General features: G+C 42.9%; 22 protein-coding genes. 16 read left to right on the top strand and 6 right to left on the bottom strand.

Going from position 1 to position 23,551, the window contains the following annotated elements:
* Positions 1-6: 6 nt before the first annotated feature.
* The gene (locus GTW09_RS09080) at positions 7-858 is read left to right on the top strand and encodes a hypothetical protein (RefSeq protein ID WP_163111619.1); all 852 of its coding nucleotides are present in this window, start codon (positions 7-9) and stop codon (positions 856-858) included.
* 4 nt (positions 859-862) lie between these two features.
* On the opposite strand, the gene GTW09_RS09075 is transcribed toward GTW09_RS09080, so the two are convergent.
* Entirely contained in the window at positions 863-2,527 is a 1,665-nt protein-coding gene (locus GTW09_RS09075; RefSeq protein ID WP_163111652.1) for an acyl-CoA dehydrogenase family protein, read from the bottom strand.
* Positions 2,528-2,800: 273 nt separating this feature from the next.
* Here GTW09_RS09075 and GTW09_RS09070 point away from each other — a divergent pair, with 273 nt between their 5' ends.
* The 3 genes from GTW09_RS09070 to GTW09_RS09060 all read left to right on the top strand — a co-directional run bounded on the left by GTW09_RS09070 (position 2,801) and on the right by GTW09_RS09060 (position 5,615).
* The gene (locus GTW09_RS09070; protein WP_163111618.1) at positions 2,801-3,607 is read left to right on the top strand and encodes a PaaX family transcriptional regulator C-terminal domain-containing protein; all 807 of its coding nucleotides are present in this window, start codon (positions 2,801-2,803) and stop codon (positions 3,605-3,607) included.
* Positions 3,608-3,782: 175 nt separating this feature from the next.
* Positions 3,783-4,895, top strand: coding sequence for a hypothetical protein (locus GTW09_RS09065; RefSeq protein WP_163111617.1), 1,113 nt, complete (start codon positions 3,783-3,785; stop codon positions 4,893-4,895).
* A 252-nt stretch (positions 4,896-5,147) separates the two neighbouring features.
* Positions 5,148-5,615 carry a DUF3718 domain-containing protein gene (locus tag GTW09_RS09060; RefSeq protein WP_071980257.1) on the top strand — a complete coding sequence of 156 codons (468 nt, stop codon included), beginning with the start codon at positions 5,148-5,150 and terminating at the stop codon, positions 5,613-5,615.
* 118 nt (positions 5,616-5,733) lie between these two features.
* Here the strand turns inward: GTW09_RS09060 and GTW09_RS09055 are convergent, their stop codons facing one another.
* Positions 5,734-7,071 carry a M24 family metallopeptidase gene (locus tag GTW09_RS09055; RefSeq protein ID WP_163111616.1) on the bottom strand — a complete coding sequence of 446 codons (1,338 nt, stop codon included), beginning with the start codon at positions 7,069-7,071 and terminating at the stop codon, positions 5,734-5,736.
* Between the two features lie 187 nt (positions 7,072-7,258).
* Between GTW09_RS09055 and GTW09_RS09050 the strand changes: the two genes are divergently transcribed.
* From GTW09_RS09050 to GTW09_RS09040, 3 genes are read left to right on the top strand one after another with little or no spacing between them, the layout of a single operon-like run.
* Entirely contained in the window at positions 7,259-7,999 is a 741-nt protein-coding gene (locus GTW09_RS09050; protein ID WP_163111615.1) for a substrate-binding periplasmic protein, read from the top strand.
* Positions 8,000-8,050: 51 nt separating this feature from the next.
* Positions 8,051-9,013, top strand: coding sequence for a 23S rRNA (adenine(1618)-N(6))-methyltransferase RlmF (rlmF, locus tag GTW09_RS09045; protein WP_163111614.1), 963 nt, complete (start codon positions 8,051-8,053; stop codon positions 9,011-9,013).
* 3 nt (positions 9,014-9,016) lie between these two features.
* Positions 9,017-12,112, top strand: a complete 3,096-nt coding sequence (locus GTW09_RS09040) for a ligand-binding sensor domain-containing diguanylate cyclase (RefSeq protein ID WP_163111613.1) — start codon at positions 9,017-9,019, stop codon at positions 12,110-12,112.
* A gap of 60 nt (positions 12,113-12,172) precedes the next feature.
* Here the strand turns inward: GTW09_RS09040 and GTW09_RS09035 are convergent, their stop codons facing one another.
* The 3 genes from GTW09_RS09035 to GTW09_RS09025 form a co-directional block, all read right to left on the bottom strand.
* Positions 12,173-12,829, bottom strand: coding sequence for a crotonase/enoyl-CoA hydratase family protein (locus tag GTW09_RS09035; protein ID WP_163111612.1), 657 nt, complete (start codon positions 12,827-12,829; stop codon positions 12,173-12,175).
* 91 nt (positions 12,830-12,920) lie between these two features.
* Positions 12,921-13,115 carry a hypothetical protein gene (locus GTW09_RS09030; protein WP_163111611.1) on the bottom strand — a complete coding sequence of 65 codons (195 nt, stop codon included), beginning with the start codon at positions 13,113-13,115 and terminating at the stop codon, positions 12,921-12,923.
* A 106-nt stretch (positions 13,116-13,221) separates the two neighbouring features.
* The gene (locus tag GTW09_RS09025; RefSeq protein WP_203565691.1) at positions 13,222-13,620 is read right to left on the bottom strand and encodes a hypothetical protein; all 399 of its coding nucleotides are present in this window, start codon (positions 13,618-13,620) and stop codon (positions 13,222-13,224) included.
* 181 nt (positions 13,621-13,801) lie between these two features.
* Here GTW09_RS09025 and GTW09_RS09020 point away from each other — a divergent pair, with 181 nt between their 5' ends.
* From GTW09_RS09020 to GTW09_RS08980, 9 genes are all read left to right on the top strand, one after another.
* Entirely contained in the window at positions 13,802-14,647 is an 846-nt protein-coding gene (locus tag GTW09_RS09020) for a TrmH family RNA methyltransferase (RefSeq protein WP_163111610.1), read from the top strand.
* A gap of 81 nt (positions 14,648-14,728) precedes the next feature.
* Positions 14,729-15,730 (top strand): ribosome biogenesis GTPase YlqF, encoded by a 1,002-nt coding sequence (gene ylqF / locus GTW09_RS09015; protein ID WP_163111609.1) that lies wholly within the window; start codon positions 14,729-14,731, stop codon positions 15,728-15,730.
* 149 nt (positions 15,731-15,879) lie between these two features.
* Positions 15,880-18,153, top strand: a complete 2,274-nt coding sequence (locus GTW09_RS09010) for a galactose oxidase early set domain-containing protein (RefSeq protein WP_163111608.1) — start codon at positions 15,880-15,882, stop codon at positions 18,151-18,153.
* Between the two features lie 9 nt (positions 18,154-18,162).
* Entirely contained in the window at positions 18,163-19,050 is an 888-nt protein-coding gene (locus GTW09_RS09005) for a hypothetical protein (RefSeq protein ID WP_163111607.1), read from the top strand.
* A gap of 117 nt (positions 19,051-19,167) precedes the next feature.
* The gene (locus GTW09_RS09000; protein WP_163111606.1) at positions 19,168-19,707 is read left to right on the top strand and encodes a DUF2780 domain-containing protein; all 540 of its coding nucleotides are present in this window, start codon (positions 19,168-19,170) and stop codon (positions 19,705-19,707) included.
* Between the two features lie 80 nt (positions 19,708-19,787).
* A complete protein-coding gene (locus tag GTW09_RS08995) occupies positions 19,788-20,276 on the top strand; it encodes a WbuC family cupin fold metalloprotein (RefSeq protein ID WP_163111605.1) in 489 nt (162 codons plus the stop codon).
* 450 nt (positions 20,277-20,726) lie between these two features.
* On the top strand, positions 20,727-20,948 hold the full coding sequence (locus GTW09_RS08990) for a helix-turn-helix domain-containing protein (protein ID WP_163111604.1): 222 nt from the start codon (positions 20,727-20,729) through the stop codon (positions 20,946-20,948).
* 147 nt (positions 20,949-21,095) lie between these two features.
* Positions 21,096-21,725: a uracil phosphoribosyltransferase gene (gene upp, locus GTW09_RS08985; protein WP_071980246.1), complete on the top strand. Its 630-nt coding sequence runs from the start codon at positions 21,096-21,098 to the stop codon at positions 21,723-21,725.
* A gap of 193 nt (positions 21,726-21,918) precedes the next feature.
* Positions 21,919-22,953, top strand: coding sequence for a LacI family DNA-binding transcriptional regulator (locus GTW09_RS08980; protein ID WP_071980245.1), 1,035 nt, complete (start codon positions 21,919-21,921; stop codon positions 22,951-22,953).
* Positions 22,954-22,968: 15 nt separating this feature from the next.
* On the opposite strand, the gene GTW09_RS08975 is transcribed toward GTW09_RS08980, so the two are convergent.
* Positions 22,969-23,550 (bottom strand): thymidine kinase, encoded by a 582-nt coding sequence (locus GTW09_RS08975; RefSeq protein WP_163111603.1) that lies wholly within the window; start codon positions 23,548-23,550, stop codon positions 22,969-22,971.
* Position 23,551: the final 1 nt, after the last annotated feature.

The following is a 23,551-nucleotide window of genomic DNA, read 5'->3' as shown; positions in this document are numbered from 1 at the left end:
AGCAGCATGAATGTAAACGCGGTTGGTTTCTCTGTTGGCGGCGCTCTTACTGTTGAAGCTGAGACTGGTTTTGATGCAAAAAACAGGGTAAGAGAGAACCAAGAAAAGGGCATAACTGAAGAGGAACGGCTATCCATCACATGGGCTATAAACCCTGCACCGCCTTTTTTTATTTTCGAGGGAAAGTATAGGGCTCAGGGAATTTGCGATGCGCTCGTTAAGCAATTAAAGCCCATCATGTCTGATGTTAAACACGAGACAGTGGTAATGCCTCAGTCTCGGGTTAACTTACATACCGAGGAAAATGAAAACCTTTGTTTTCCGTGCGTTATTCAGCGAGAGCACAATACAACATGGCGCTTTTCCAATGCGACTACCTTGTATCCTCCATTGGGTATCATCGCGCTCCCAAAGACGATTGAGCCATTTTTAGATGAAAATGGGCGCGTATCTCTGAAAGCACTGGTTAAGAGCAATAAGCTCACGTTTGCACAACCTATCTCGAGAAAATATCCAGATGCGCTTCAAGTTTTGGTCGATAGCCTGAAACAAACACCTCGTTATGCACCTATTGCTGGTACAGAAGCTACTACTCGTGTTCTTCGTCAACTGGAATACGGCCGTGTAGATTTTACTTTGGAGTATCCGTCAATTCTGAAGTATTTCACCTTAACGGAGGGTGATAGCAAGTTGCAATTTTATTACACCTCAGAGTTGGGCGAAGAGAAGATTCCAGGCGCAGTCGGGTGTACCAATAACGCGTGGGGAAAAGAGGCAATAGATCGCATAAACGCAGCATTAGATGAAGTCGTTAATTCTCCTGTCTACAGGGCGTCACAAGAATTCTGGCAGAATTAACTTTCTAGATCCTTTGCGCTCTCAGTGAGCCAATTTGAATGATTTCCTTGAACGGTGTGGTGGCAGGCAAGGTGCCGAACGCCAACCCATGTTGATCTGCTAAGCGACTTTCGCAAAAGCTTTCCGCCAAGATTTTTATATCGACAAGCTCATTGTTTAGCAATACACAGGCTTGCAGGGCCAAGGCTGTTTTCTCTGTTAAGAGTCGGCTTCGTATTTCTAAAGAATCAGTGTTGCTAAATTCTTTTATCAAGTCTTCGACGAATACATCGAAATGAGGATTTTTGCCTGCCGCTGTTTTTAATTCTGCAAACAGCGCCTTTTTGGTTGCCGGCTCTTTTGACAATGCGCGCAATACATCCAGACATTGCACATTACCGCTACCTTCCCATATCGAATTCAATGGCGCCTGACGATAAAGGCGGGGCATTGCATTCTCTTCTACGTAACCAATTCCACCAAGGCACTCTTGTGCCTCATTAACGAAGGTGGCCGTGCGTTTACACACCCAATACTTTCCAATAGCGGTAGTAATGCGGGCAAGTGCAGCTTCGTGAGCATTATTACTGCTTGCGTCTACGGCTTTAGCAACGCGCATGGTAAGTGCAGTTGCCGCCGCGCTTTCAATCACTAAATCTGCTACTACATTTTGCATCAGAGGTTGGTTAATCAGCAGTTTACCGAATGCTTCTCTCTCGCCCACATGATGCAGAGCCTGCACGAGGGCTTGTCGCATTAGGGCTGAAGAGCCAATCATACAATCTAGACGCGTGAGCGATACCATATCAATGATGACAGGAACGCCGCGCCCCTCTTCGCCAAGTAGGAAAGCGGTTGCTTCTTGAAACTCTACTTCTGATGAAGCGTTGCTCCAATCTCCAAGTTTATCTTTAAGTCTTTGAATACGAACGTGGTTTAAAGCGCCATTCTCTAACATTCTAGGGAGAAGAAAACAGCTTAGCCCTCCTTCTGCTTGCGCAAGAATAAGGTGTGCGTCGCACATTGGTGCAGAATAGAAAAACTTGTGTCCAGTAATGGCATAACTGCCATCTTCTCGTTTTTCTGCCCGCGTGGTGTTGCGTCTTACGTCGGAACCACCCTGTTTTTCAGTCATCCCCATACCCACGGTTATTCCTTCCTTTTTGAAAGCAGGAAGCTGTCGGGGGTCATACTGTCCGTTTACTAACTTGGTTAACCAATACGAGGGCAAGTTTTTCCCTTGTTGTATGGCGGGTACTGCGGCATGGGTCATGGTTAATGGGCAGGTGGTACCCGCATCGGTTTGACTGTGAATATATAAAAGCGCCGCCCGAACAACGTGGCTGCCCGGTGTATCTAAGTTCTGCCAGGAGTATGAGTGCACCTTATTAGCCATAGCCGAAGACATTAAGGCATGGTAGCTTGGGTGAAATTTCACCTCGTCTATTCGACGTCCATACCGGTCAAACGCGTGTAAAACGGGCTTATTTTTATTAGCGTCTTCACCGTGCTCAAATTGATTATGGCCAGCGAGATGCCCAAAACTTTCCAACACAGAAGGTAGCGGCTTATCGCAATGCTGAGAAAAAAAGCACTGAAGTAGTTCGTCTGCAAGCCAGAGGTTGTAGGGCGGCAGGGGCAGAGGTTGGTTTTCTACCTCATGAGTTTGAAATTTATTTGGTGATGTCATTTTCTTGCTCGCCTCTGTGAATGATGTCATTAGCCGGTAAAGTCTTACCCACACTCGCTGACTACTTGTATTTTTATTACCTATATTAGAAATTACACATAAAGGTAAATTAAGTCAAAGCAAGTAATGTTTGTGTAATTTTCAGATTTACGGGTTATAAAAGTAACTATTGCTGCCTTATGAGAGACAGATTCTATAGGTAAGGTGCTGAAACCGCGTGGCAATCAAAGCCGCAGTGGTAAAAAAATAACACGTAAAGGTAGGGTAGGTGTTTTGAAACAAACAGGCGCAAAAAAGCCGGTGGCGCGAAAGTTACTACTAAAATTGTTGGGCTCGCGAGACAACGTGCAAATGACGGCAGCCAGTGCCGTGCGTGTAGGCCAGTTGTTTGGAATTTCTGAAAACAATATAAGAGTGACATTAAATCGGCTTCAAAGCACAAAAATGTTGTCATTGCTTGATAGAGGATATTATCAACTGGGCAAAGGTGGAGAAAAGTTTGCTCGTGAGATAAATAGTTGGCGAGATGCTGAATCTTCTCTACTACCTTCTTGGAACGAAAGCTGGATTGCAGTGCAAACCAATATGCTGTCGAAAAGCGACAAAAAGCAAACTCGAGAAAACGAACGCGCCTTAAAAATTGTTGGCTTGAGAAAAGTATTCACTGATATGTACTTGAGGCCTGCGAATATAGCTGGTGGTGCGGCAGTGGTTAGAGAAAAACTCTGTACGTTAGGTTTAAGCAAACAGGCCGTGGTGTATTGCGCTAGTGAGTTTGATCTAAAACTGCAATCTAAAATTCGTAAGCTGTGGAACACTGAAGAACTTGAAAAACAGTATAAGCAGGGCATATCTGATTTAGAAGCGTCACTATTGCGGTTACCAAACCTAACGTTAGAAGAGGCGACATTTGAATCATTTCACGTGGGAGATTACGCCCTGCACCAGTTGGTTTTTGACCCTCTTTTACCCTCGCCACTAACAGATGAAGCTTTGCGCAGAGAGTTTTCTGAATTAGTAAAACACTACGATGATGTTGGCGCTCAAATTTGGCATCGCTTTCTATCGTTGGATCAGTAAACAGGAGGGGGGATTTTCTAAAAACTCATAATTTTAATAGCCTCAGTCATGCTGCCAAGAGCTGCATATGTTATCTGAATGCGGGGCTAATATTACACACAGTTTTATGCAACGCATTTAACCATGTGCATTATCATGACAACATGGTAATTGCGTATAAGTACAAGGAAAAGGTATGTCTCCATCTCGCCCATTATTTAAGCATATTCGAAACCACACAGCGCTTTTCTCAGAATTGTCGCAGTATCGAGATAATGCATTGGCCTCATTAGGCGTTGAAAACTATGAGTTTCACAAAGTGCCCAAGTTTGTTACGGCAGATGGGAATAGGCTTACTATAGAGCCAGAACGAAGTATTGTGTTGCCAACTGTCAATATTTTGAAAGGAGTTAAAGCCAAGCTAGAGGCGCAAATTCCATCGTTAAAAATGGTAGAAAACAGCGAAATTGGCTACCGCTACCCCACTGCTGCGCTTGCGGGATTAGATGCACCTTTTATAAAACGAATGCGTTCAGAGTATTTTCATAAGGTTGATGAAGATCGCAGTATCTGCCGTCCAGTAAACCTATCGTACGGCATAAAAAGCCGTGGTAAAGCCGATAATCGTCAAGAGTATGAAGTATGGATGCCAGACGAAGCCCCCAATCAAAATCCACTTCCTTTGCTGATTGAACGTTATGGCGAGGATTTACCTGAAGATGTCCGTCATTTTGTTGAACAACCTTCAAAGGTTCATGGCTGGATGGGCGTAAAAAGAGCAGCTTTTGAGGCGCTTTACTCGAATAAAAAAGAGTGTGGAGATCTAATTATTTGTATTGCTATGAGTGTAGACGCATACAATATTGGGGCAAGGCCAGACTTATCGTTTTCTCCAGAGGCTGATAGCTCAATCGCGGTAAGTAATGCCGAACTTGAGTGGGAAATAGAAGGGTATTATGCACCTCGCGGCTGGCGGTTTTGTCACGACGCTGTGTGGCATGCTATTCAGCATACCCTCGAGGCTGTCAATGAACCACTCGCTGATATGTTTAGCAACGATCTTATTCTAATTGCAGAGAGCAAAACAGAGCGAATATTGTCTACGCTTCACGGTCTTGGTGTCACTCAGGAAGAAATTGACCACCTTAACCTACAGCCCTGGGAATTTTTGCAAACAGAGAGTGAGCATCGCAGAAAACTGAAAGAGCCTCATCATTCTGTCAATTTACTTGGTCGGCTAAACCGGCTTTTCTATCAGCCGCAAAATCCATTGCCATCATTAAATTGGATGCACGACCTGATAAGTTGACATATCAATGGTTACCTCTTCTTTTTACCAATAAAAGCCCAGTGAGTTTTTCTGCTGGGCTGTTTGCTTTGTAAACAATTCGAAAACGCTGATCTTTAAATGTAAATTAATTTCATTAATTGCGTTATTTGTAGCTTTTATTACCGTTATTTGTAATTTAATTACACAATTTGCTTTATTTTATGATTTTGTTGGTCATAATATGCACATTGCTCCAGCGAAATCTAATTAAGTTACAACATAGGGTTTATTATGAAACTGTCTACATTTGCTATTGCTCTTATCGCTTCCGTTACGGTTGCTCCATCTTTTGCAAAAAATATCCAGTTGCAACCTGTAACTGAAAATATTGAAACACAAGCGTGTTTAACCGCAGCCAATCAGGGCTATCAAAAAGCAATGCGTTTGGTGCGAGCTAATGGTTTTGATGCTGACGAGTTTAGTGCTTCTGTAAGATGTAATGGTGAATCGCTTAGAACATTTGCTTTCATGTACAGAAATAACGTTGCTTCTACAGATGCTAAGAAAGTTGCACTTGTAGCTAAAAACAAAAATGCAGCGTCGCAAGCCTGTTTAGAAGCTTTATCCATCGGTAAAGACGAAGCATTAGAAAAATATGGTTTAAGCGGTGAGACCGTGATTTGTAATCATAAAGATATCGCAGACTTTGTACGAGCTTACAAATCTAAGAATGTTGAAGTTCGCATGACTGAAGAATAAAAATTATTTGAGGAGCCTTTTGCAATGATGCAAAAGGCTCCTCTTGCTTCTCGAAATTACATTCCCATGCAGTGTTCTAATACATCGGAAGTGCTTTATACATCGAAAGTGCTAAAGTTTAGTTTGAAGGGGATGAAATCAAATGAAACTTTGTTTGCCTTCCATCTAGATAAGACACAGACTTTCCGTCAAAAAAAGCATCTTCTTCCAACATTATTCTTACCTCTTTATTCCACTCTTTAACCATTGTTGCTGCATTTAATTCAATGGAATAAACCGTATTTTCATACATGGGATAGTCCCCTTTTACAGGAACGCCTTCCTGAGCATCCCACATGCCAATAGTGGGGCCTGCTGCGTGACCATGAAAACCAAGAGGGTGAGTATAAATTGCCGGCTTAATACCCTCACTAATAGCTTGGTTACGTGAACGCATTAGAATTTCATTGCCCGAGAGTCCTTCGCTAAAATTGCCTGTCAAGATATCTTGAAGTCTATTCGCATTGGCTAAGGCTTTTTTAAGATAACTCGGTGCGTCGGTCTCTCCAGGCATTAAGATGTAGGCATGTTGCTGCTGGTCGGTATTTAACCGCAGGTAGGTAATGCCAAAATCTACATGAATAAGGTCGCCAGGCTGAATAATATTTTTTTCAGGGCGTTTACTAAATGCCTTAATCTGATCAAACTCTTCAGTATCTGCTCTTTGAATAGACACTGTGGGGTGAAACCAGTTTGTTAATCCTAACGCGGTAGTTTGGTCGCGAAGCCACCAAATCACGTCGTCTGTGGTGGTGACGCCTGGTGTAACTACCTCGTTTGAAAACGCAGTTGCAATAAGGTTGTGTCCAATTTGAGTTAAAATTGGATAATACTCCATTTCCATATCACTTCGCGTTTCTAACCAACCAATAGCTAGTCTCTCACCGGAAACTACTCGGCTTTCGAATTCATCGGGTAGCGAAGCCATGAATTTACTTTTCTCAGAAGATGACATGCCGTCGGCAAGGGCAAAGTCTTCCGATACATTTATGGCAATTTTCTTAGGATTTCTTTTTTCAATAATATCGGCGAGTGCTTTGAATTGATTTGGCTGTTTTTCTTTATCCCATGCTTTCTCAAAACTATCTGCTACCGCATATCGCGCCACTGCGAGTCGCTCAAGTGGTTTGCCTTCACCTTTGTCGTAAATAACGAGCATAGTATGACGTCTTGCCGATATCCAAGTAGAAGGCAGCATGGTTTTGAGTACAGGATCTTCGTTATATTCTCGGGACATAATAACCCACATATCAATGTTTTCTCTTCGCATAATATGGGGCAATACGGTTTCAAAACGCTGGGATAACGTTTGGTCAATAATGTCGCTACGGGCTTTCATACTTAAAATTTCGCCCTCTGCGTTCGCAGAGGAATATACGTATAAAAACATCATAGAACAGACTAATAACGCTCTCATAAATTTCCTTTTTTGTGGTACGATCTGTTAATTGTTTATTATCGCAATGTGATCATTGTTTAACCAGTATGCGACATTTTTCAATCCGCCGCAGCGAAAAACTCGTAACTTAATTTTGATTATTGTTTTGCGTTATTCTTGCCCATCTGATTTAGGGGCTTTATCCATTTATGAAAAGTGGTTATAGATGAAACAGATAATTTCGATTGTCTTATTAATGTTGTCGACAAGTATCTTTGCACAGCCATCGCCCCAGTCTATTAAGTGGGGCACAGATGTGTGGGCCAATTTTACCGAGCGTGACGGAACCGGGTTTTATCACGAACTCTTGTCCGAAATTTTCAAAGAACCTCAGTACACAATGTCAGTAGAGTACTTTCCTTGGAAGAGAACGTTAAAAAATCTCGCAACGGGAAACATAGATATGACAGGCGCACTTCCCCAAAACACTGCGTTTTATCAATCAGAATGGCCTTTATTAACCGAGGACGTTTATCTCGTATCGAGAAAAGGTGAGTATCTCACTAAAGACGCCTTAGCCAATAAAGTAGGTGCATACAGAGCCGGCTATGAATCAGATATCTTTTATGTTGCGTTACCCCGCAACGCAAAAGGGATCCCAGTGAATGACCCAGAGCAGGCAGTCTCTTTGCTGAAAAAAGGAAAAATTGACTACTATGTAGACATACACAGTATCGTTTCTCCATTGCTCTCAAGCGAAAGTACGTCAAGCGAAACTAAAGATGCCGATTCGTCTTTTACAACCAGCAAGATTGGCAATTATAAGCTGTATTGGTCTTTTGTTATGAACGAGCGTGGTAAGCGGTTAAAGCGGCACTTTGATAGTCAGTTGAAGACGCTAAAGGATAGTGGCAAATTGTCAACGTTGTACGCAAAATACGCACTTCATATACCGCAACAACAGTAAAAGTGTGCGATTGTTAAGCGCCACAGGTTTACACAGCTATAGGTTTATAAAATGCACCCTCGCAATTATCACAAAGACGGCTATCCTATGGCGGCACTTTGTGAGTCATACCCGGCGCTCAGGCCCCACATCATAAACGCCAAAAGTGGCAAAAAAAGCATAGACTTTGCAAACCCTGATGCCGTTGTCGCGCTAAATGGCGCTCTTTTGGCACACTATTACAATGTAGAACGTTGGCAGTTACCAAAAGGCTACTTATGCCCGCCAATACCGGGGCGCGCCGATTATATACATGGCATCGCCGATTTATTGGCTGAATCAGCCGTTGACGTACGCAGTAATGAAAAAGCGGAAGCCGTAAAAGGAGCCCATATCAAGGGGCTCGATGTGGGAGTGGGCGCAAACGCCATCTATCCTATCATTGGCTCGCAAGTTTACGGCTGGTCTTTTGTGGGAAGTGATATCGATAAAAACTCTTGTGACAATGCGTTGAAAATAGTCAAAAGCAACAAAGTTCTACGCCCACTGATCAGCATAAAACAACAGATAAAGCCCGAGCACATATTTAAGAATATTATAGAAAACAACGAGCGCTTCGCGTTTACGATGTGTAACCCTCCTTTTCATAAATCTAAGCGTGATGCACTTGCCGGCAGTACCCGCAAGAGCAAAAACTTAGCAGCAAACAAGTTAAAGCGCTCGGGAAAAGGCTCCTCTGCAAGCTCCCGTGAAAGTAACGCTGGTACTAGTTTGAATTTTGCAGGGCAAGCCAACGAACTCTGGTGTGAGGGAGGCGAGCTGGCGTTTATACAACGTATGATAAAAGAAAGTATTGAGATTAAAGACAATGTGGGTTGGTTTACCTGCTTAGTGTCTAAATCTGAACATTTAGCACCTATTAAGAAAAGCCTTGCATATTACTCCACTGAAAATGATTGCGTATTAGTGCACAAAGTTGTCAATATGGGCCAGGGGAATAAGCTGAGTCGTTTTATTGCTTGGAGTTTTCAATAGCTGATGTGTATACACAGACTTAAAAAATGTACACGAAGTGCAACATACGCCGCCATGTATTGGCTTGTTGCTTTTGTTTTAATTGATATTCTATCTCTCGCTCACTCATATGAAGCCACTGACTCCTCAGCCACAAACTACCGAATCGAACACTGGCAGGTTTCAAACGCGCAAGTAATAGAAAAAGGGCAGCGAGTAGTAGCTGAAGGACTTCCGCAAATTTCGGTTCACGCTATCGCTAGAGATCATAGAGGCCTATTCTGGATAGGGACTGAAAATGGTATTGCGCGTTTTGACGGCAGAAAATTTGAAATCATCAATACGATAAACGAACCTGAACTTCCTTCCAACTGGATAGACGATATTTTTGTGGATGAGGCCGGGCAGGTCTGGATTGCTACCGCAAACGGTATAGTTAATTATAGTAAGGGTGTGTTTAAGCGAATATCCTTCGAAAAAGGTCAAGATAGGGTAATGCGCATTGAGCAGTCCTCAAACGGAGAACTATGGTTTTTTGGTTCGTCTTTTTGGTCCGCAAACAATAACGAGTTAAGTGTCCCGCAAGAGTTTAAATTTGCTCCAGAAAAAATTAGTGACGGAAGTGTAGATGGCAGTATGGTGTGGGTTCTAGGCGCGGACAATGTCCTCGTCTCACACGACTTATCCACTAAAAAAACATGTAGGATCCGCCTAGACGCTGATAGCCAATACACTCATCTGCACGCAAAAAACCAGCGTTTATATCTTCTCAAAAATAATGAGTTCCATTCCTATCGATATAATAGCAATGCGTGTGCTCTTAGCGAAAATTTGGCAGTCTCACCGCAAAAAATTAGGGCACTTTTACTGAGGTCAGCCGGGTTGCCTATTTTGGTGGGTGAAAATAACCTTCTTTATGAGTTAGGACCACGCGATGAAATAACCCAAATGCCTATGAATGGGGCAGTGTCTCCCAACTTAATCAATGACATTATCACTGTCTATCAATATGGAGACCTGACACTTCTAGGCACCAAAGCAAATGGGTTAGTACTTCTTTGGCCCTCAGCCATTTCTCGTCCAGCGGCCGACCTTCCATTCTCCGATGCAAGAGTGTGGTCATTTAATGTAAAAGACACGGTCTACGCGGCATCCAATATGGGCGTGTATACACTGTCTGAGCAAGACCAATGGAATATGATTGTTTCACAGAATTCGCTCGATGGTAACGATGCCTACAGCTTGTTTGTTGACGACAATATTATTTGGGTTGGCACTCGCAATGGACTTTACAGGTACAGCATGACAACTTCACAAACTACCGAGGTCAGTGGTTTTGAAGGCTATCAAATCAACACCATTTTTGAAGCTAACGGTAGATTGTGGCTTGGAACAAATAATGGCTTATTTAACCAGCATGATGGGAAATTTATCCAAGATCCTTTTTTTAGTGGACAGTCGATACGCAGTATCTACCGAACAAAATCAGGTCAGTTATGGGTTGGCACAGAGTCAGGGTTATTCAGTGCTAACGATATTGATGTTTTCAATGAAATAATTTGGAAACAGCAGTTTATGGCAACGGTAAAAAGCGCATTCGTATCAAATATCACTGAATCTCTCAATGGTGATCTCTTTGTTGCTACCTATGGTGACGGGCTCTTCTACAAAGACAAAAAAGGAAAGTGGACACAATATACAACAAGGAATGGACTACCCTTTCAAAATTTATTCAATCTTAATATTTCAGCAAACGAGCTTTGGGTGTCTGGGGCCAGCGGCATCTTTTCGGTCAATTTACCTGATCTCTACAACAATGAAGTTCGACCAAACATTGTGCTTAGAGACGACGGCACATTTAAGTCACGAAAAGACGTTAGATGTTGCAATGGAGCGGGTAATTATAGAGGTGTAGTTTATGAAGATAAAATTTACTATCCCACTCTTGCGGGCGTTTTGACGATTGATCTTGTAGAACGACAGCCTCTTATCTCGCCTGTTGTCATTACTGGCGTATATCAAAATGGAGCACGATTAACCTCAAACTATTCTGGTGTCAATTTACAGAGTGAGAGAAATTTGGAAATCGCCTATACCAAGCCAGTGTTTATCTCTGAAGAAGTCCCCCAATATCGATACCGGCTTTCAAAAGGAGAGGGAAGTTGGATTCATGCCGGCCAGCGTGAGCTCGCATATTTTACGAATATTCCATCTGGCGAATTAGTATTTGAGGTGTCAGCGAAATTAGGTAATGAGCAATGGAGACCAACTACCGCCATACCTATCAGCGTTGTCCCTTATTGGTGGGAAACATGGTGGGCACGCAGTGTAATGGCTTTGTCTATTGTATTGCTTGGTTGGCTGCTATTTTCTATTCGAACAAGAGCGCTGATAAAAAGAAACGAGATATTAGAAAAAATGGTGGAAGAGCGCACTCTTGCTTATGAGAGGGTGAACAAAGAGCTAGAACAAAAAAACGCTGATTTGAAACAGGCAGCTAATACAGACCCGTTAACAGGTTTAAGTAATAGAAGAGCTATAAAAGAGTATTTACCCAAACTTTTTGATGCAATTAATGCACGTCAAAGCCAAGCTAACGAAAGTGATGAGATATGCGCTCTATTTCTTATCGACCTCGATAACTTTAAACGTATCAATGACGAATTCGGTCATGATAAAGGCGATAGTGTATTAAGTTATGTGGCAGACGCCATCGAAAATGTAAGTAGGGAGCAGGATTGCTTACTGCGCTGGGGTGGAGAAGAGTTTCTCTTAATCGTGCCATCCACAAATAAACAGAGCTTTACAGCGCTTAGTACAAGGTTGCATCAAGCGCTCACTAGTCTGCACGAAAAGCTTGGCTTGCCTTTGCCTGTTACGATGTCGATGGGAGCAATATGGTTGCCTTGGCTGCACTCACAAACCGATTTCCATCAGTGGGAGCATTCTATGCTTCTTATCGATTTAGCGTTATATCGAGTTAAAGATACTGGACGAAATGGTACAGCACTAGTGCACACTACGCCTCAGTTAAGCGATTGGTTAAATTGGTCTAAAGAAGGGCTCGAAAAGGCGGAAAAACAAGGGATAATTACGATAGAAAGGCTCAAGCTGAAATGATCCTATTCAAATAAACCAGCTTGAGCTAGCGTTTATGACGGTCTAACAAGTGTTCTTTTTTCAGCCCTTCATTTTTTCTATTGTCGCTTTTCTCAGTTGTATTTTTGATTCTGCAAAAGCGGCTCGCGGAAGCATTTTTAATTTTTCTGCATAGCCCATGGCAGTTCTTAACACTTGGTCCTGAGGCACTGCAGCGTCTAGAAATCCGGCCTTAACAGCTTCTTTGCCTTCAAAAATACGAGAGAAAAGTAACGCTTCGGTTTGTGATGTGAGCGAAAGTCTCGCTTTGGCCAATTCCATACCAAATGGTGGGAGTACCATACCTATTGCTGTTTCGTTCAGGCCATATTTAGTGCCGCCATCTTTGCCAATGCGCAAGTCGGCAGCCATCAACATAATGGCGCCTAATGCGATACTGTGTCCCTCTGCTGCAACAATTACAGGTAGGGGATATCCATATAGACGAACTATGAGATCAGCACCGGCTTGAACCAATTTGTTCTGCTTTTCTTCATCGCCGCTTTTCATAACCGAAAGGTCAAAACCGCCGCAAAACTTGCCTTCGCCACCATGAAAAACTACCGCGTTTGCGTGTTGTTCTGCTTCATCTAGCGCCTTATTAAACTGCTCGATAAGGTTAAAACCGACCGCATTCACTTTACCATCATCAAACGTAATTAATGCAATGTCGTTTTCTATTTTAAAATCGAAAGCCATAATGAGTGTCCTTTACATAATACGAGCCGCTTAAAACAGGCTATGTGTACTGGTATTACCAGACGTATAGGAAAGCATACGTTGGTTTGGTTCACTGATCAAATTCTTCATTTTCATAAAGCTCGTGAACGAGATGTGTTACAACCTTTTTCTTATAGCGCCGCTGTCTGCGTCTTGCTTTTGCATTGTTTGCGCGCCAGTGTGCTCGTTTATCTACCACCACGTCTTCTAAATCTGAAGCTGAATGTATTTTACTTGCATCTTTCGGGTAAGTTCGCTGTGGCATGAAAGTCCTCCCAAAATTCGTTAGTTTATGGCGTATATGTTGGGGCTTAATGGCGGTAGTTATTCAGTTGGGGCCCAAATAAAAAAGCAAAGTTTAAGAGCAAGAGCTAAAAAGCGAAGCTTGCCTGCTTTTTTCGCCATGCTTTCGATTTGTTGTTCAGCGTGTTTACGCACTCTAAGTTACCTGCAATTCTCTCGCACAAGGTTTTTGCTGCGAGTGCCTGCGTCAAAGAAAGGTTTTTATACGCTGGCGAAGGAATAACTTCATACCAGGCTTTTTGACAAACAGTGTCTAATACAACACGCTGAAAGCAATGGTCGTTTTCGATTGGCCAAGCTCTGCTTTCACCCTCAGATTGAGCGAGTTCTGGTAACACAACTTTTGTGTAGTGCAGATAAATTGTTACCGCTTCCTCTCTCATTTTTTCTTCTGTGATTTTTGTACAGTTGCTAGGTGCTGCAGTGGTTTTAAAAGAATAAGCATTGGCGGAAGGTGAATTCGTCATTGTTGTACATTTGTTTAAAGAGATATCGTAAGAATACAAAAAAATAGTGAATTAAGGCGTTACATTTGTGTAAGAGTAATGGGTATATCCATGCTTAATCTTGTATTGGCGTTATTATCGACTTGAGTTTTCATTCACATAACTTAAACTTGCGCGCATCAATTGAAAAGGGCTAGCGACAATGAAACTAAGTGATGTGAAGAAGCTGCATCAGAAAAAGTATCGAACTCAGTTCGGATTTTATCTGGTGGAAGGAGAGCATTTAGTTTTAGAGTTGCTGAAGGCCATTAGGCAGGATGTTAACTTTAATACCATATCCAATGAGACATTGAGTATTTATGTAACTAACGAATATGAAGTTTGGTTAGAACACGCCCTGTCTCAAGAGGCCGCGTTGGAAAGCGAGCAATCGAAGATTTCTCCAAATGAGCGTGTGCCTGCTGTCAAGGTCGAGCGCTTAACATCGATACAAATGCAACAGTTAAGCGATACTAAATCGCCTCAGGGAATTATTGCCAGAGTTCCTCTCAAAACAGCATCTTCAAACAAAGATATTAATAGCGTTAGCGACGAAAGCGCAAATAGTCAATTAAACCAACAGCGATACATTTATCTTTATGAAGTACAAGATCCGGGCAACCTTGGTACAATACTTCGCACGCTGGCATGGTTTGGTAACTTTAAACTTTTGTTGAGTCCCAACAGTGTAGACCCGTTTAACTCCAAGGTAGTACGAGCGAGTATGGGCGCTATTTTCCACGTCGACATGGAGCTCAACGTGGCGTTAGAAGATTTGGCATCGCGCTTTTCTCAGTTCGCTTACCTAGATATGCATGGCGATGAGATAAAATCGCACCATTTTGGCAACTTCCAGTGTTACCTTTTTGGTAATGAGGCAAGGGGCGTCCCCACTGAAGAAATCGCTCGATTAAACGCAACGGCATTTACAATCACTGGCAGCGGTAAAATAGACTCCCTGAATTTAGCCAGCGCTGTTAATATTTGTACTTACGAATTATCTCAATAATTTAGTTCGCTTCCACTTTAATTCAGCAATTGTTGTTCACGCACTTTTTGTTTAAGTATCACCAAAATATAGGATTTACGCATGGCTCTTCAATGGTTTCCAGGTCATATGCACAAGGCACTCAAAGAAATAAAAGAGTCGCTAAGCCAGGTAGACATACTCATCGAAGTTCTCGATGCGCGAATTCCATTTTCGAGTGAAAACCCTGAAATTGCCAAAATTCGCGGTGATAAGCCCTGTATTAAAATACTGAATAAATACGACCTGGCAGACCCTGAAATTACCGCTCGATGGCAAGAAAGCTTAGAGAAAGAGCGCGGTGTTAAAACTATCACCACATCAAGTGATAATCCGGGCAACAGTAAACAACTGATGCAGCTTATTCGCAGCATTTGTTCTCACAAAGATGGTCAGGCAAAAGTGATTAAGGCTATGATTACCGGCATTCCGAATGTCGGTAAGTCGACCCTTATTAATATATTAGCCGACAGGATCATAGCTAAAACTGGCAACGAGCCTGCGGTGACAAAAAGTCAGCAACGCATTAATTTGGGCAGTGGTATTATTTTGTTCGACACGCCGGGAGTACTTTGGCCTAAATTAGAAAATCCTAATTCTATATATCGTTTAGCCTCTTCTGGTGCTGTAAAAAATACAGCTATGGAGTATGACGACGTCGGTTTTTTTGCTGCTGACTATTTAATAAAGGCCTATCCTGATGTTCTCAAAGAGCGATTCAAGCTTGATGACCTTCCCGACACTGAAATAGAGTTCCTTGAAGCTGCCGCAAAAAGCCGAGGTGCCATAATGGCTGGTGGGCGGGTTAACCTGCATAAGATTTGTGAAATTTTGTTAAAAGAACTGCAGTCAGGAAAGCTAGGGCGCGTTACTCTTGAAACGCCGGAAATGCTGGTTGAAGAAAAAGTTGAGATTGAAGAAGCGGCCGCAAAGAAAGCAGAAGCAAAAGCGAAGCGGAAGCAAAAATTTAAAACTGGCTCGCTCACTCCAGACAAAAAAGATCGAAAGGAAAAGCGCGAAGAAAAAAGGCAAGAACAAAGCCGACGAATGCGGAAATCCAAATAATGGCGTTATGAAACCTCTTTTTTAAAATACATAAAAATATTGCATCCAATTTAAAACCTAAGTCGTTTAGTTAACATGCTGTTAACAACGGCGCGGTTTTGTCGTTGTTGAAAAACGGCATATCTACCTAAAATAACAGGATGCCAAATATGAAAACACGTCCATCACTCGTACCCGCTTTAACATTAATTTCTTTAAGCATTGCCTCTCACTATGCACTAGCCGCCCGCAACAAAGGTAATGTGCCCATAGTTTCGCCTGAATGTGTTAATGAGCAAGTTTGTAAAGACAAAGGTCTTTTTACTAACCCTTTTGAAGAGCCTCTGGTTACAGGAGAGTTTCCGGATCAAGATAATACTAATATTACGAATCCACTTAACAATTATCCGGACAACGGTAAATGCGAAGAAAATGAAGATGGAGTTTTAAAGTGCAAACCTGCTGCGGGAAGCCTGGCGCTGCTTAATGATGGACGTATTTTATATTTTAACGCATTAGAGGGAACTGAGAATGTTGAGTACAACGCGCTGCTAGAAATAGGCTCAGCGATAGTAAACGACCAAACTCGTGTGCTTACCATGAAAAATGGCAATGCCAGCTGGATAGCTCCGTCGCCAGTTGATGCAGGTGCTAATCCGGACGGAAACGACTCCGAAACGCTAATCGGCGATATATCAGGCTTTCTCGGTGACCCTATTGATATTGATTTGGGAACTGACGATGACAGAACAAATAATGATGGAGCACTTTTTTGCGCTGATTTGGTTGGCCTACCTAATGGTGAGTTGATGGCGGTAGGTGGCACAGACTACTATCACGAGCCAGGGGTAAATACCGAGCTTTTAGGGCAGCCAATTAATTTTGGATTATCTGAGTTAGAGGGTCTTAAAAACAGCCGTATTTTTAATCCGGATGACAATAGCTGGCGCAAGACGGGAGATATGAACTTTGGTCGTTGGTATCCCAGTGCGATCTCATTAGCCAATGGCAACGTGTTAGTTGCTAGCGGTGTGACAAAACTCGTTAAGCCTGTCTATCTCACTCGCCCTGAAACATCGGGAAGAAACGTAACTGTTACAGAAACCTACGACACCTCTTGCGGCGAGTGGACAGAAAATGGCGCCTTAGCTGAGCGTTCTTTACCTCTCTATCCACGTTTACATTTACTGCCAAACGGTCACGTTTTTTATAACGGCGGCGGGCAAGCATTTAATCCCTTCGGTCAAGGATACGACCAAGCACTTTGGAATATAGTAGCGGCCTATGATCCTCGCTCGCAGACATGGGCAGATTTAGGGTTTGCGGGGCTTCCGTTGCATCTTAGTGAAGCTGGTGTAAGCGACCTTACCAGTCTACTCAACATTACTAATAGCGAGGCTGATGAATCTCTTAAGGGACTGCTATCGGGTCTAACTGAGGAGTTTATTGCAAACCCTTTTGATGCTCTAGCCCCCATCATTGATGATCCGTACAAGTTAGCAGATGTGCAATCCGTATTAGGCGCTGGTTTTAGAGGGTCGACATTTTCAATGATGATGCCCCTAAAGCCCGATGAAAATGGTAACTACAACAAAGCTGAGTTTTTAACCGCAGGTGGAGTATTAACCGGTGTGGCAGCAACCAGTCCGGGCTTGTACTTAGGGACTAACTTAGCGCGCATAGACTCGGTGACAATAGAGGGAGAAAGAATGCTTTATGATTCTCGCTCTACAGGAGGCCTTGCCCAAGGACGTTGGTATGGTACTGGCGTTTTACTGCCTACTGGCGAAGTTCTAGTGGTATCCGGAGCAGACCGCGACGAGGTTGTTCTTCCGGGTACCGGCTTCCCTATCTTAGAGGCAGAATTATTCGACCCTGAAACTGAAACGTTCAGAAAAGTAGCAAAACAAAATAGACCGAGAACGTACCATAACTCCGCAGCGTTATTACCAGATGGTAGTGTGCTTATTGGTGGGCATGCACCTATTAATACTGCATACGCCTACAGTGTAACTTTGCCAGGCTTCTCTCCCAATGATGGTAGAGATCCCTCATTTGAAATCTATAAGCCTCCTTACATGTTCGGTGAGCGTCCTTCTATTAGAACAGGAGCTAAATCTGTGCACGTGGGTGAACGCTTCAGAGTGGGTTTAAAGAATAGCGATGCAAGCGCTACGAAAATGAACACGCGAATTGAGTCGGCTGTACTTGTTCGCCGCACTAACATTACTCACTTAATTGACGGAGACCAACGAAGTGTTGAGCTTCCAATAGTGCGTCATAGAAGCGGAAGAATTGTTCTTCAAATGCCGACACAACAAGCGGTGGTTCCACCCGGAGACTATATGCTTTTTGTTAACGCACGAGACGATGAGGGAAATTTGGTTCCATCTGAATCTAAGGCAATTACAGTAACCGGTGCACTGTCTGCACTTTGCCAGTAGGAGGCAAAAATGAAACATTTATTTATACACTTCCTGCTTCTAGTATTTGCACAAAATACATTTGCTCATGGGAGTAGTAAGGTTGATGGAGAGTGGCAGCCTATACTTGCGATATCGGAGACCTCTAACGTCACGTCTCAAATACAAAGTTCGCCGTTAGGCAACGAGATCCTAGTCTCTTTTTCAGGGGAGGGAGTATTAGAGGTATTGGCTGATGACAACAGCCCATTTATCCGTATTACTCCCAAGGGTGTCTTTGCCAACTGGGATCATCCCATGTGGTTCAAGGCTCAAACTGCAGGTCCTAGACCGCTTCCTGATTGGGTAAAAGATGGAAAAATAGAGTCAAAATGGACCCAAGTAAGCGAAAATACCTACTACGGTTGGTATGATGAGCGATTAGTAAAATCTGATGAGCATTCAACAACTTGGAATATTGGGATCGCGATAGACGGTCAACCTCAAAATATAAGTGGGTATTTTAAATCACTCAGTCCACCGAAAAAACGAACTCTGGTTACTTTAGATAGCTCTGCTACACCTATCGCGAATCTAAAGGCTATGATTATACCTGGCGTTGATAGCGCAATTCGGGTGAGTTATAGCGGCGACCATCATATGGTTGTGCTTGACGAACAAGACGAACCCATGTTGCGTTTCAGTCCAAAAGGTGTGGAAGCTAATACCTCAAGCTCAGGCTGGAAGGCTTTAGGAAGGCAACCGTATGAAAGCGCAGAAGGGTGGGTTTTGCTTTCTTCTTACGCTGCTTATACTTGGCCAGACAGCAGAATACAGTCTGCTAAAGATAGTGAGAGCTGGGCTATTCCTGTGTTTTGTCACTCCGATAAGGTGATAAAAAATATTGAGGGTGGCTGGCTTGAAGTCGCTAGGCTGTAGAGACGTTGAAAGATGATGAAGCGTATAAAAAAATAAACGTAATTCATCCGTAAAGCTAATAGTGCGTTTATGCAATTTGTTTTATTCTCTGCCAATATTTACTATAAGGAAGATAAAATGAAACGTGTATACGCGCTTGCTTTAGCCTCGGCATTTTTATTCGCCCCCCAAGCTCACGCTGAAGGATGGCTAGACTCCATAAAAAGCTTTTTCGGGATGGCCGCTGATGAAACAGAGGTTCCTTCTGTAAGTATCGAAGAAATGATGGCATCTGTAGAAAAAGCGACTGGAATGAGCCAAGAGCAGGTAAAAGGCAGTTTGGCAGCCTTGTTTAGCTATGCTGAGAAAAATATTTCAGCGGAGCAAATTCAAACGTTACAAGCTAACTTGCCTAATTTAGATAGTTTGCTTGCCGCCGCTCCTGATGTGAGCGAGATGACAAGTAAGGGGTCGTTAGGTGGCTTACTGGACAAAGCAGCAGGCTACAGCGAATCATTGTCTAATATGAATGAATTGAAAAAGCAATTTGATTCATTGGGCCTTGATACTCAGCAAGTCACGCAGATTGTTGAAAGCCTCAAAGCATATCTTGATACTGAAGAAGGGCAAGAATTGAAAACTGTGTTAATGGATGGCTTGTCATCGTTCAAAGCATAATGAGATAGTAGTATGAGAGAACGAGCGTTAGGCTCGTTTTTTTATTCGTCATCACGGGTGTGCTAGGAAGTAGGGTGAAAATGATTCAATTTTTTGATAGAGAGATGTTCAGCGAGCTAAAAGGTAGAGCGTCTAATAGCGAGCGAAGAAGGGCAAATCTCAACATTCATCAGTCTTACAATGACGTTGTGCAACGTTTGTTTATTGCTATGATGCCAGACTCTTACGTAAGGCCACATAGACATGTTCAGGCGCATAAGTGGGAATTCTTTATGGTGCTTGAGGGCGCGTTGGATCTGTTGTTTTTTGATGACCAAGGCGTTGTCACCGACCGTGTAACCTTAGAACCCAATAGACAGTGCGTTGGCCTTGAAATACCCCCGAACATTTGGCATGCCACAGTATGCTTTGAGCCCGTTGTTTTTATGGAAGTGAAACAGGGGCCTTACGATGTGAATGAAGATAAGGGGTTCGCTCCTTGGGCTCCCGAAGAGGGAAGCATGGAAGTACCCGAGTTTTTGGCAAAGCTTAAACATACGCCTACAGGTACATCTATCCTGTCTGAATAATTTCATAATAGTTCGACGTTGCCTCACTACTTTCCTTTTCGGAAAGTAATTGTTATTGTCATTTAAAATGATATGGTCAAGCATAGCATTAGTTGTTTCGCCAATTTCTGTCATTGTTGACGACTACATCTGTTAGCGAATACTTTTGTTAAAGACTGCTGTTGCAAATGGCTCTCATTAGGGGCGACCGAAGTTAACAAATACTAGAATTGCTAGATAAAAAGACCACGAAAAATGACGCTGCAAAAATTGCACGTTAAACCCATTAAGAGAAGAATTATGCAAAACGTTTCACAATACAATTTTTATAATTTTATGAACTAATCGCACCTGACGCGAGTTGTTCAGGGGCAAGTATTCGCTTCTGGGCATAGGTAAAAACGTTTTGAAAAAGCCCGGAAGGTAACAACTATCCGGGCTTTTTTGTGCCCATAATTTTGGAATAAGAACATGAAAGAACTAACACTGGGCGATATTAGAAAGCAGCATCGCGTTAAGCAAGAAGTCGTCGCGATGGCGCTTTCGGTAACAGCATCTGGCGTAAGCAAATTAGAGTCGAAGAGAATTCAAGATGTTTCTTTACAGCGTGCTGCTGCTTATTTAGCTGCTGTAGGTGGAAGCTTAACGATTAAAGTAACGTTGCCCGATGGGCTAACCGTTAATGTTTCATGAGAGAGACGGTCGCTGGTTTGAAAATCTTTCGTAAGGTTGAGCTAATACAGTTGAGCAATACGAGCATCGGCGTTTCGCATAAATCGAGACAGAGCGATTTATAACATTTAGTATAGTGGCAATTAAACAACCCAATTAGGAGCTTCTATGGCCGTTCATGAAATAACTCACCCGCTTATTGCCCACAAACTTGGGTTAATGCGCAACGCAACAATCAGCAGTAAAGATTTTCGTGAATTAGCCTCTGAGGTAGGCAACTTATTAACTTACGAAGCCACAAGAACATTGCCTACAGAACGAGCCTTTATAGAAAGCTGGTCTGGCGATAATGTTGAAGTTAAGCAAATCAAGGGTAAAAAAATTACCGTAGTGCCAATATTGCGCGCAGGTTTAGGGATGTTAGAGGGGGTACTAGAGCTTATTCCCAACGCTAAAATAAGCGTAGTTGGACTTTATCGAGATGAAGAAACGCTTCAGCCAGTGGCCTACTTCGACAAGGTGGTCAAAAACATTGATGAGCGCACGGCTTTAATTGTCGATCCGATGTTAGCGACGGGAGGAACGTTAATAGCAACGATAGATCTGTTAAAGGAAAAAGGGTGCAAAAATATTATGGGGCTTTTTCTTGTTGCTGCACCAGAAGGTATTCGTTCGGTAGTTGATAAGCACCCCGATGTCGATATTTTCACTGCTGCAATTGATGAGCGTCTTGATGAAAATGGTTATATTTTGCCGGGGTTGGGCGATGCTGGCGATAAGATTTTTGGCACACGATAGACCAGTAGCAAGGTTCAATACGCCCTAATTTAAGGCTTGTTTATTGTTTTAAGTTTTCGTTGTTATCGCGTTAATTTTTTGTAGGTTAAACGTTTAAGGTAATGTTATTATTGTGCGGAAATTTGTATTGTTCGGCTTGATTAAAGAGTCGGAACAGATATCGATTAAGATTTGCACAGTGAGTTATTACTAAATGAATAAGACCAAGTTAACGCTTAAAGATGTCGCACAACAACTTGGCGTATCAACCGCAACTATATCGAACGCTTTTAACCGCCCCGACCAGTTATCTAAAGCAAGAAGGGAAGATATTCTCTTGCAGTGCGAAAGAATAGGGTACTCGGGGCCAAATAAAGCCGCGCAAATTCTGCGTAAAGGAACTTCAAACATTGTAGCTCTCGTACTTGCTGATAGTATTGCCTATATGGTAAGCGACCCAGTAGCGAGTACGTTTATTAAAGGGGTTTCTACTACGCTCCAACAGCAAGGTAAGCACCTTCTTCTTTATGCCGGCGATTCAAAAAGCATTTTAGACGTGGTTGACTTTGTCGATGGCTTCATTTGTTATGGAGCTCCGCGAAACTACAAATTAGCTCGCGAAATTGCTGCACAGCCAAAGCCTGCAATAACCGTTGATTTTGACATCGTCGATGTGCCATCAATCAACATAGACAACGAAGATGCCGCTTACCAAGTTGCCAAAGCTGCTATAGAAAAAGATGATGTGGTGGCAATCCTTGGACTGCGCCTCATAGACTCGCCCTCTACATGTCGAATTTACGATAACCCGCTTATTGATACAGACAGCTCTATTTCTCACCGCCGTCTTGATGGCTATTTGCGGGCTGCTGAAGAGAAAGGAGTGTCAATTCAAAACGAGTGGATATGGCATCTTCCGGAAAGTGATAGAAACTATGCTAGGCAGGCAGCAAAAGAAGTACTTATGAGCTCACCTCGCCCATCTACGGTATTGTGTATGAGTGATATTATTGCATTAGAGCTGCTACACAGTGCGATCGCGATGGGTATTGATGTGCCTAATGAGTTAAAAATAACTGGGTTCGACGGTATCGAAGAGGCGGATAGAGCGCGACCCCACCTTACAACCATATGTCAATCTAGCGTATCGAAGGGCGAGGCTGCTGCTAAGGCATTATTGGCAGGAGAAGTAAGAAAACAAATCCTGCCCTTCGACCTAAAGATCGGCGAAACAGTGGGGAAGCGGTAGCGTTTAATAATGAAATTAATCGTTCCAGACTAAGGCTTTAAAGTGTTTACGGCACATCGATTCGTATGTGTCGTTGCCGCCAATTTTTACTTGGTCTCCGCCTTTCACTGCGTTGCCATCTTGGTCGAGCCGGACAACAAAATTGGCTTTGCGACCGCAGTGGCACACTGTTTTTAACTCGAAAAGTTTATCTGCCCATGCCAAAAGGTAATGGCTTCCCTCGAAGGTTTCACCAAGAAAATCAGTTCGCAGTCCGTAAGCCAAAACAGGGACGTCTAATTCATCTACTACTTCAACTAATTGACGAACTTGCTCTTTAGTTAAAAACTGTGCTTCGTCTATAAAGATACAATCAAGTGGTCGTGCTTGTTCATCTGCTTTAATTGATTCAAAAAGGTCGTCTGCAGTCCCGTAGAGCTTTGCATCTGCCTGCAAACCTATGCGAGAGGTAACTTTACCAACGCCAAATCTGTCGTCTATGGCAGCAGTATAAATAATAGAGTGCATACCGCGTTCGCGATAGTTATAGGCAGATTGTAAAAGTGATGTGGATTTTCCTGCGTTCATCGCGGAGTAGTAAAAGTAAAGTTGTGCCATT

The sequence above is a fragment of the Alteromonas hispanica genome, assembly GCF_010500915.1.
Classification (GTDB): domain Bacteria; phylum Pseudomonadota; class Gammaproteobacteria; order Enterobacterales; family Alteromonadaceae; genus Alteromonas; species Alteromonas hispanica.
Note: the sequence above shows the minus strand (reverse complement) of the source record. Positions and strands in the feature narration are given on the sequence as shown.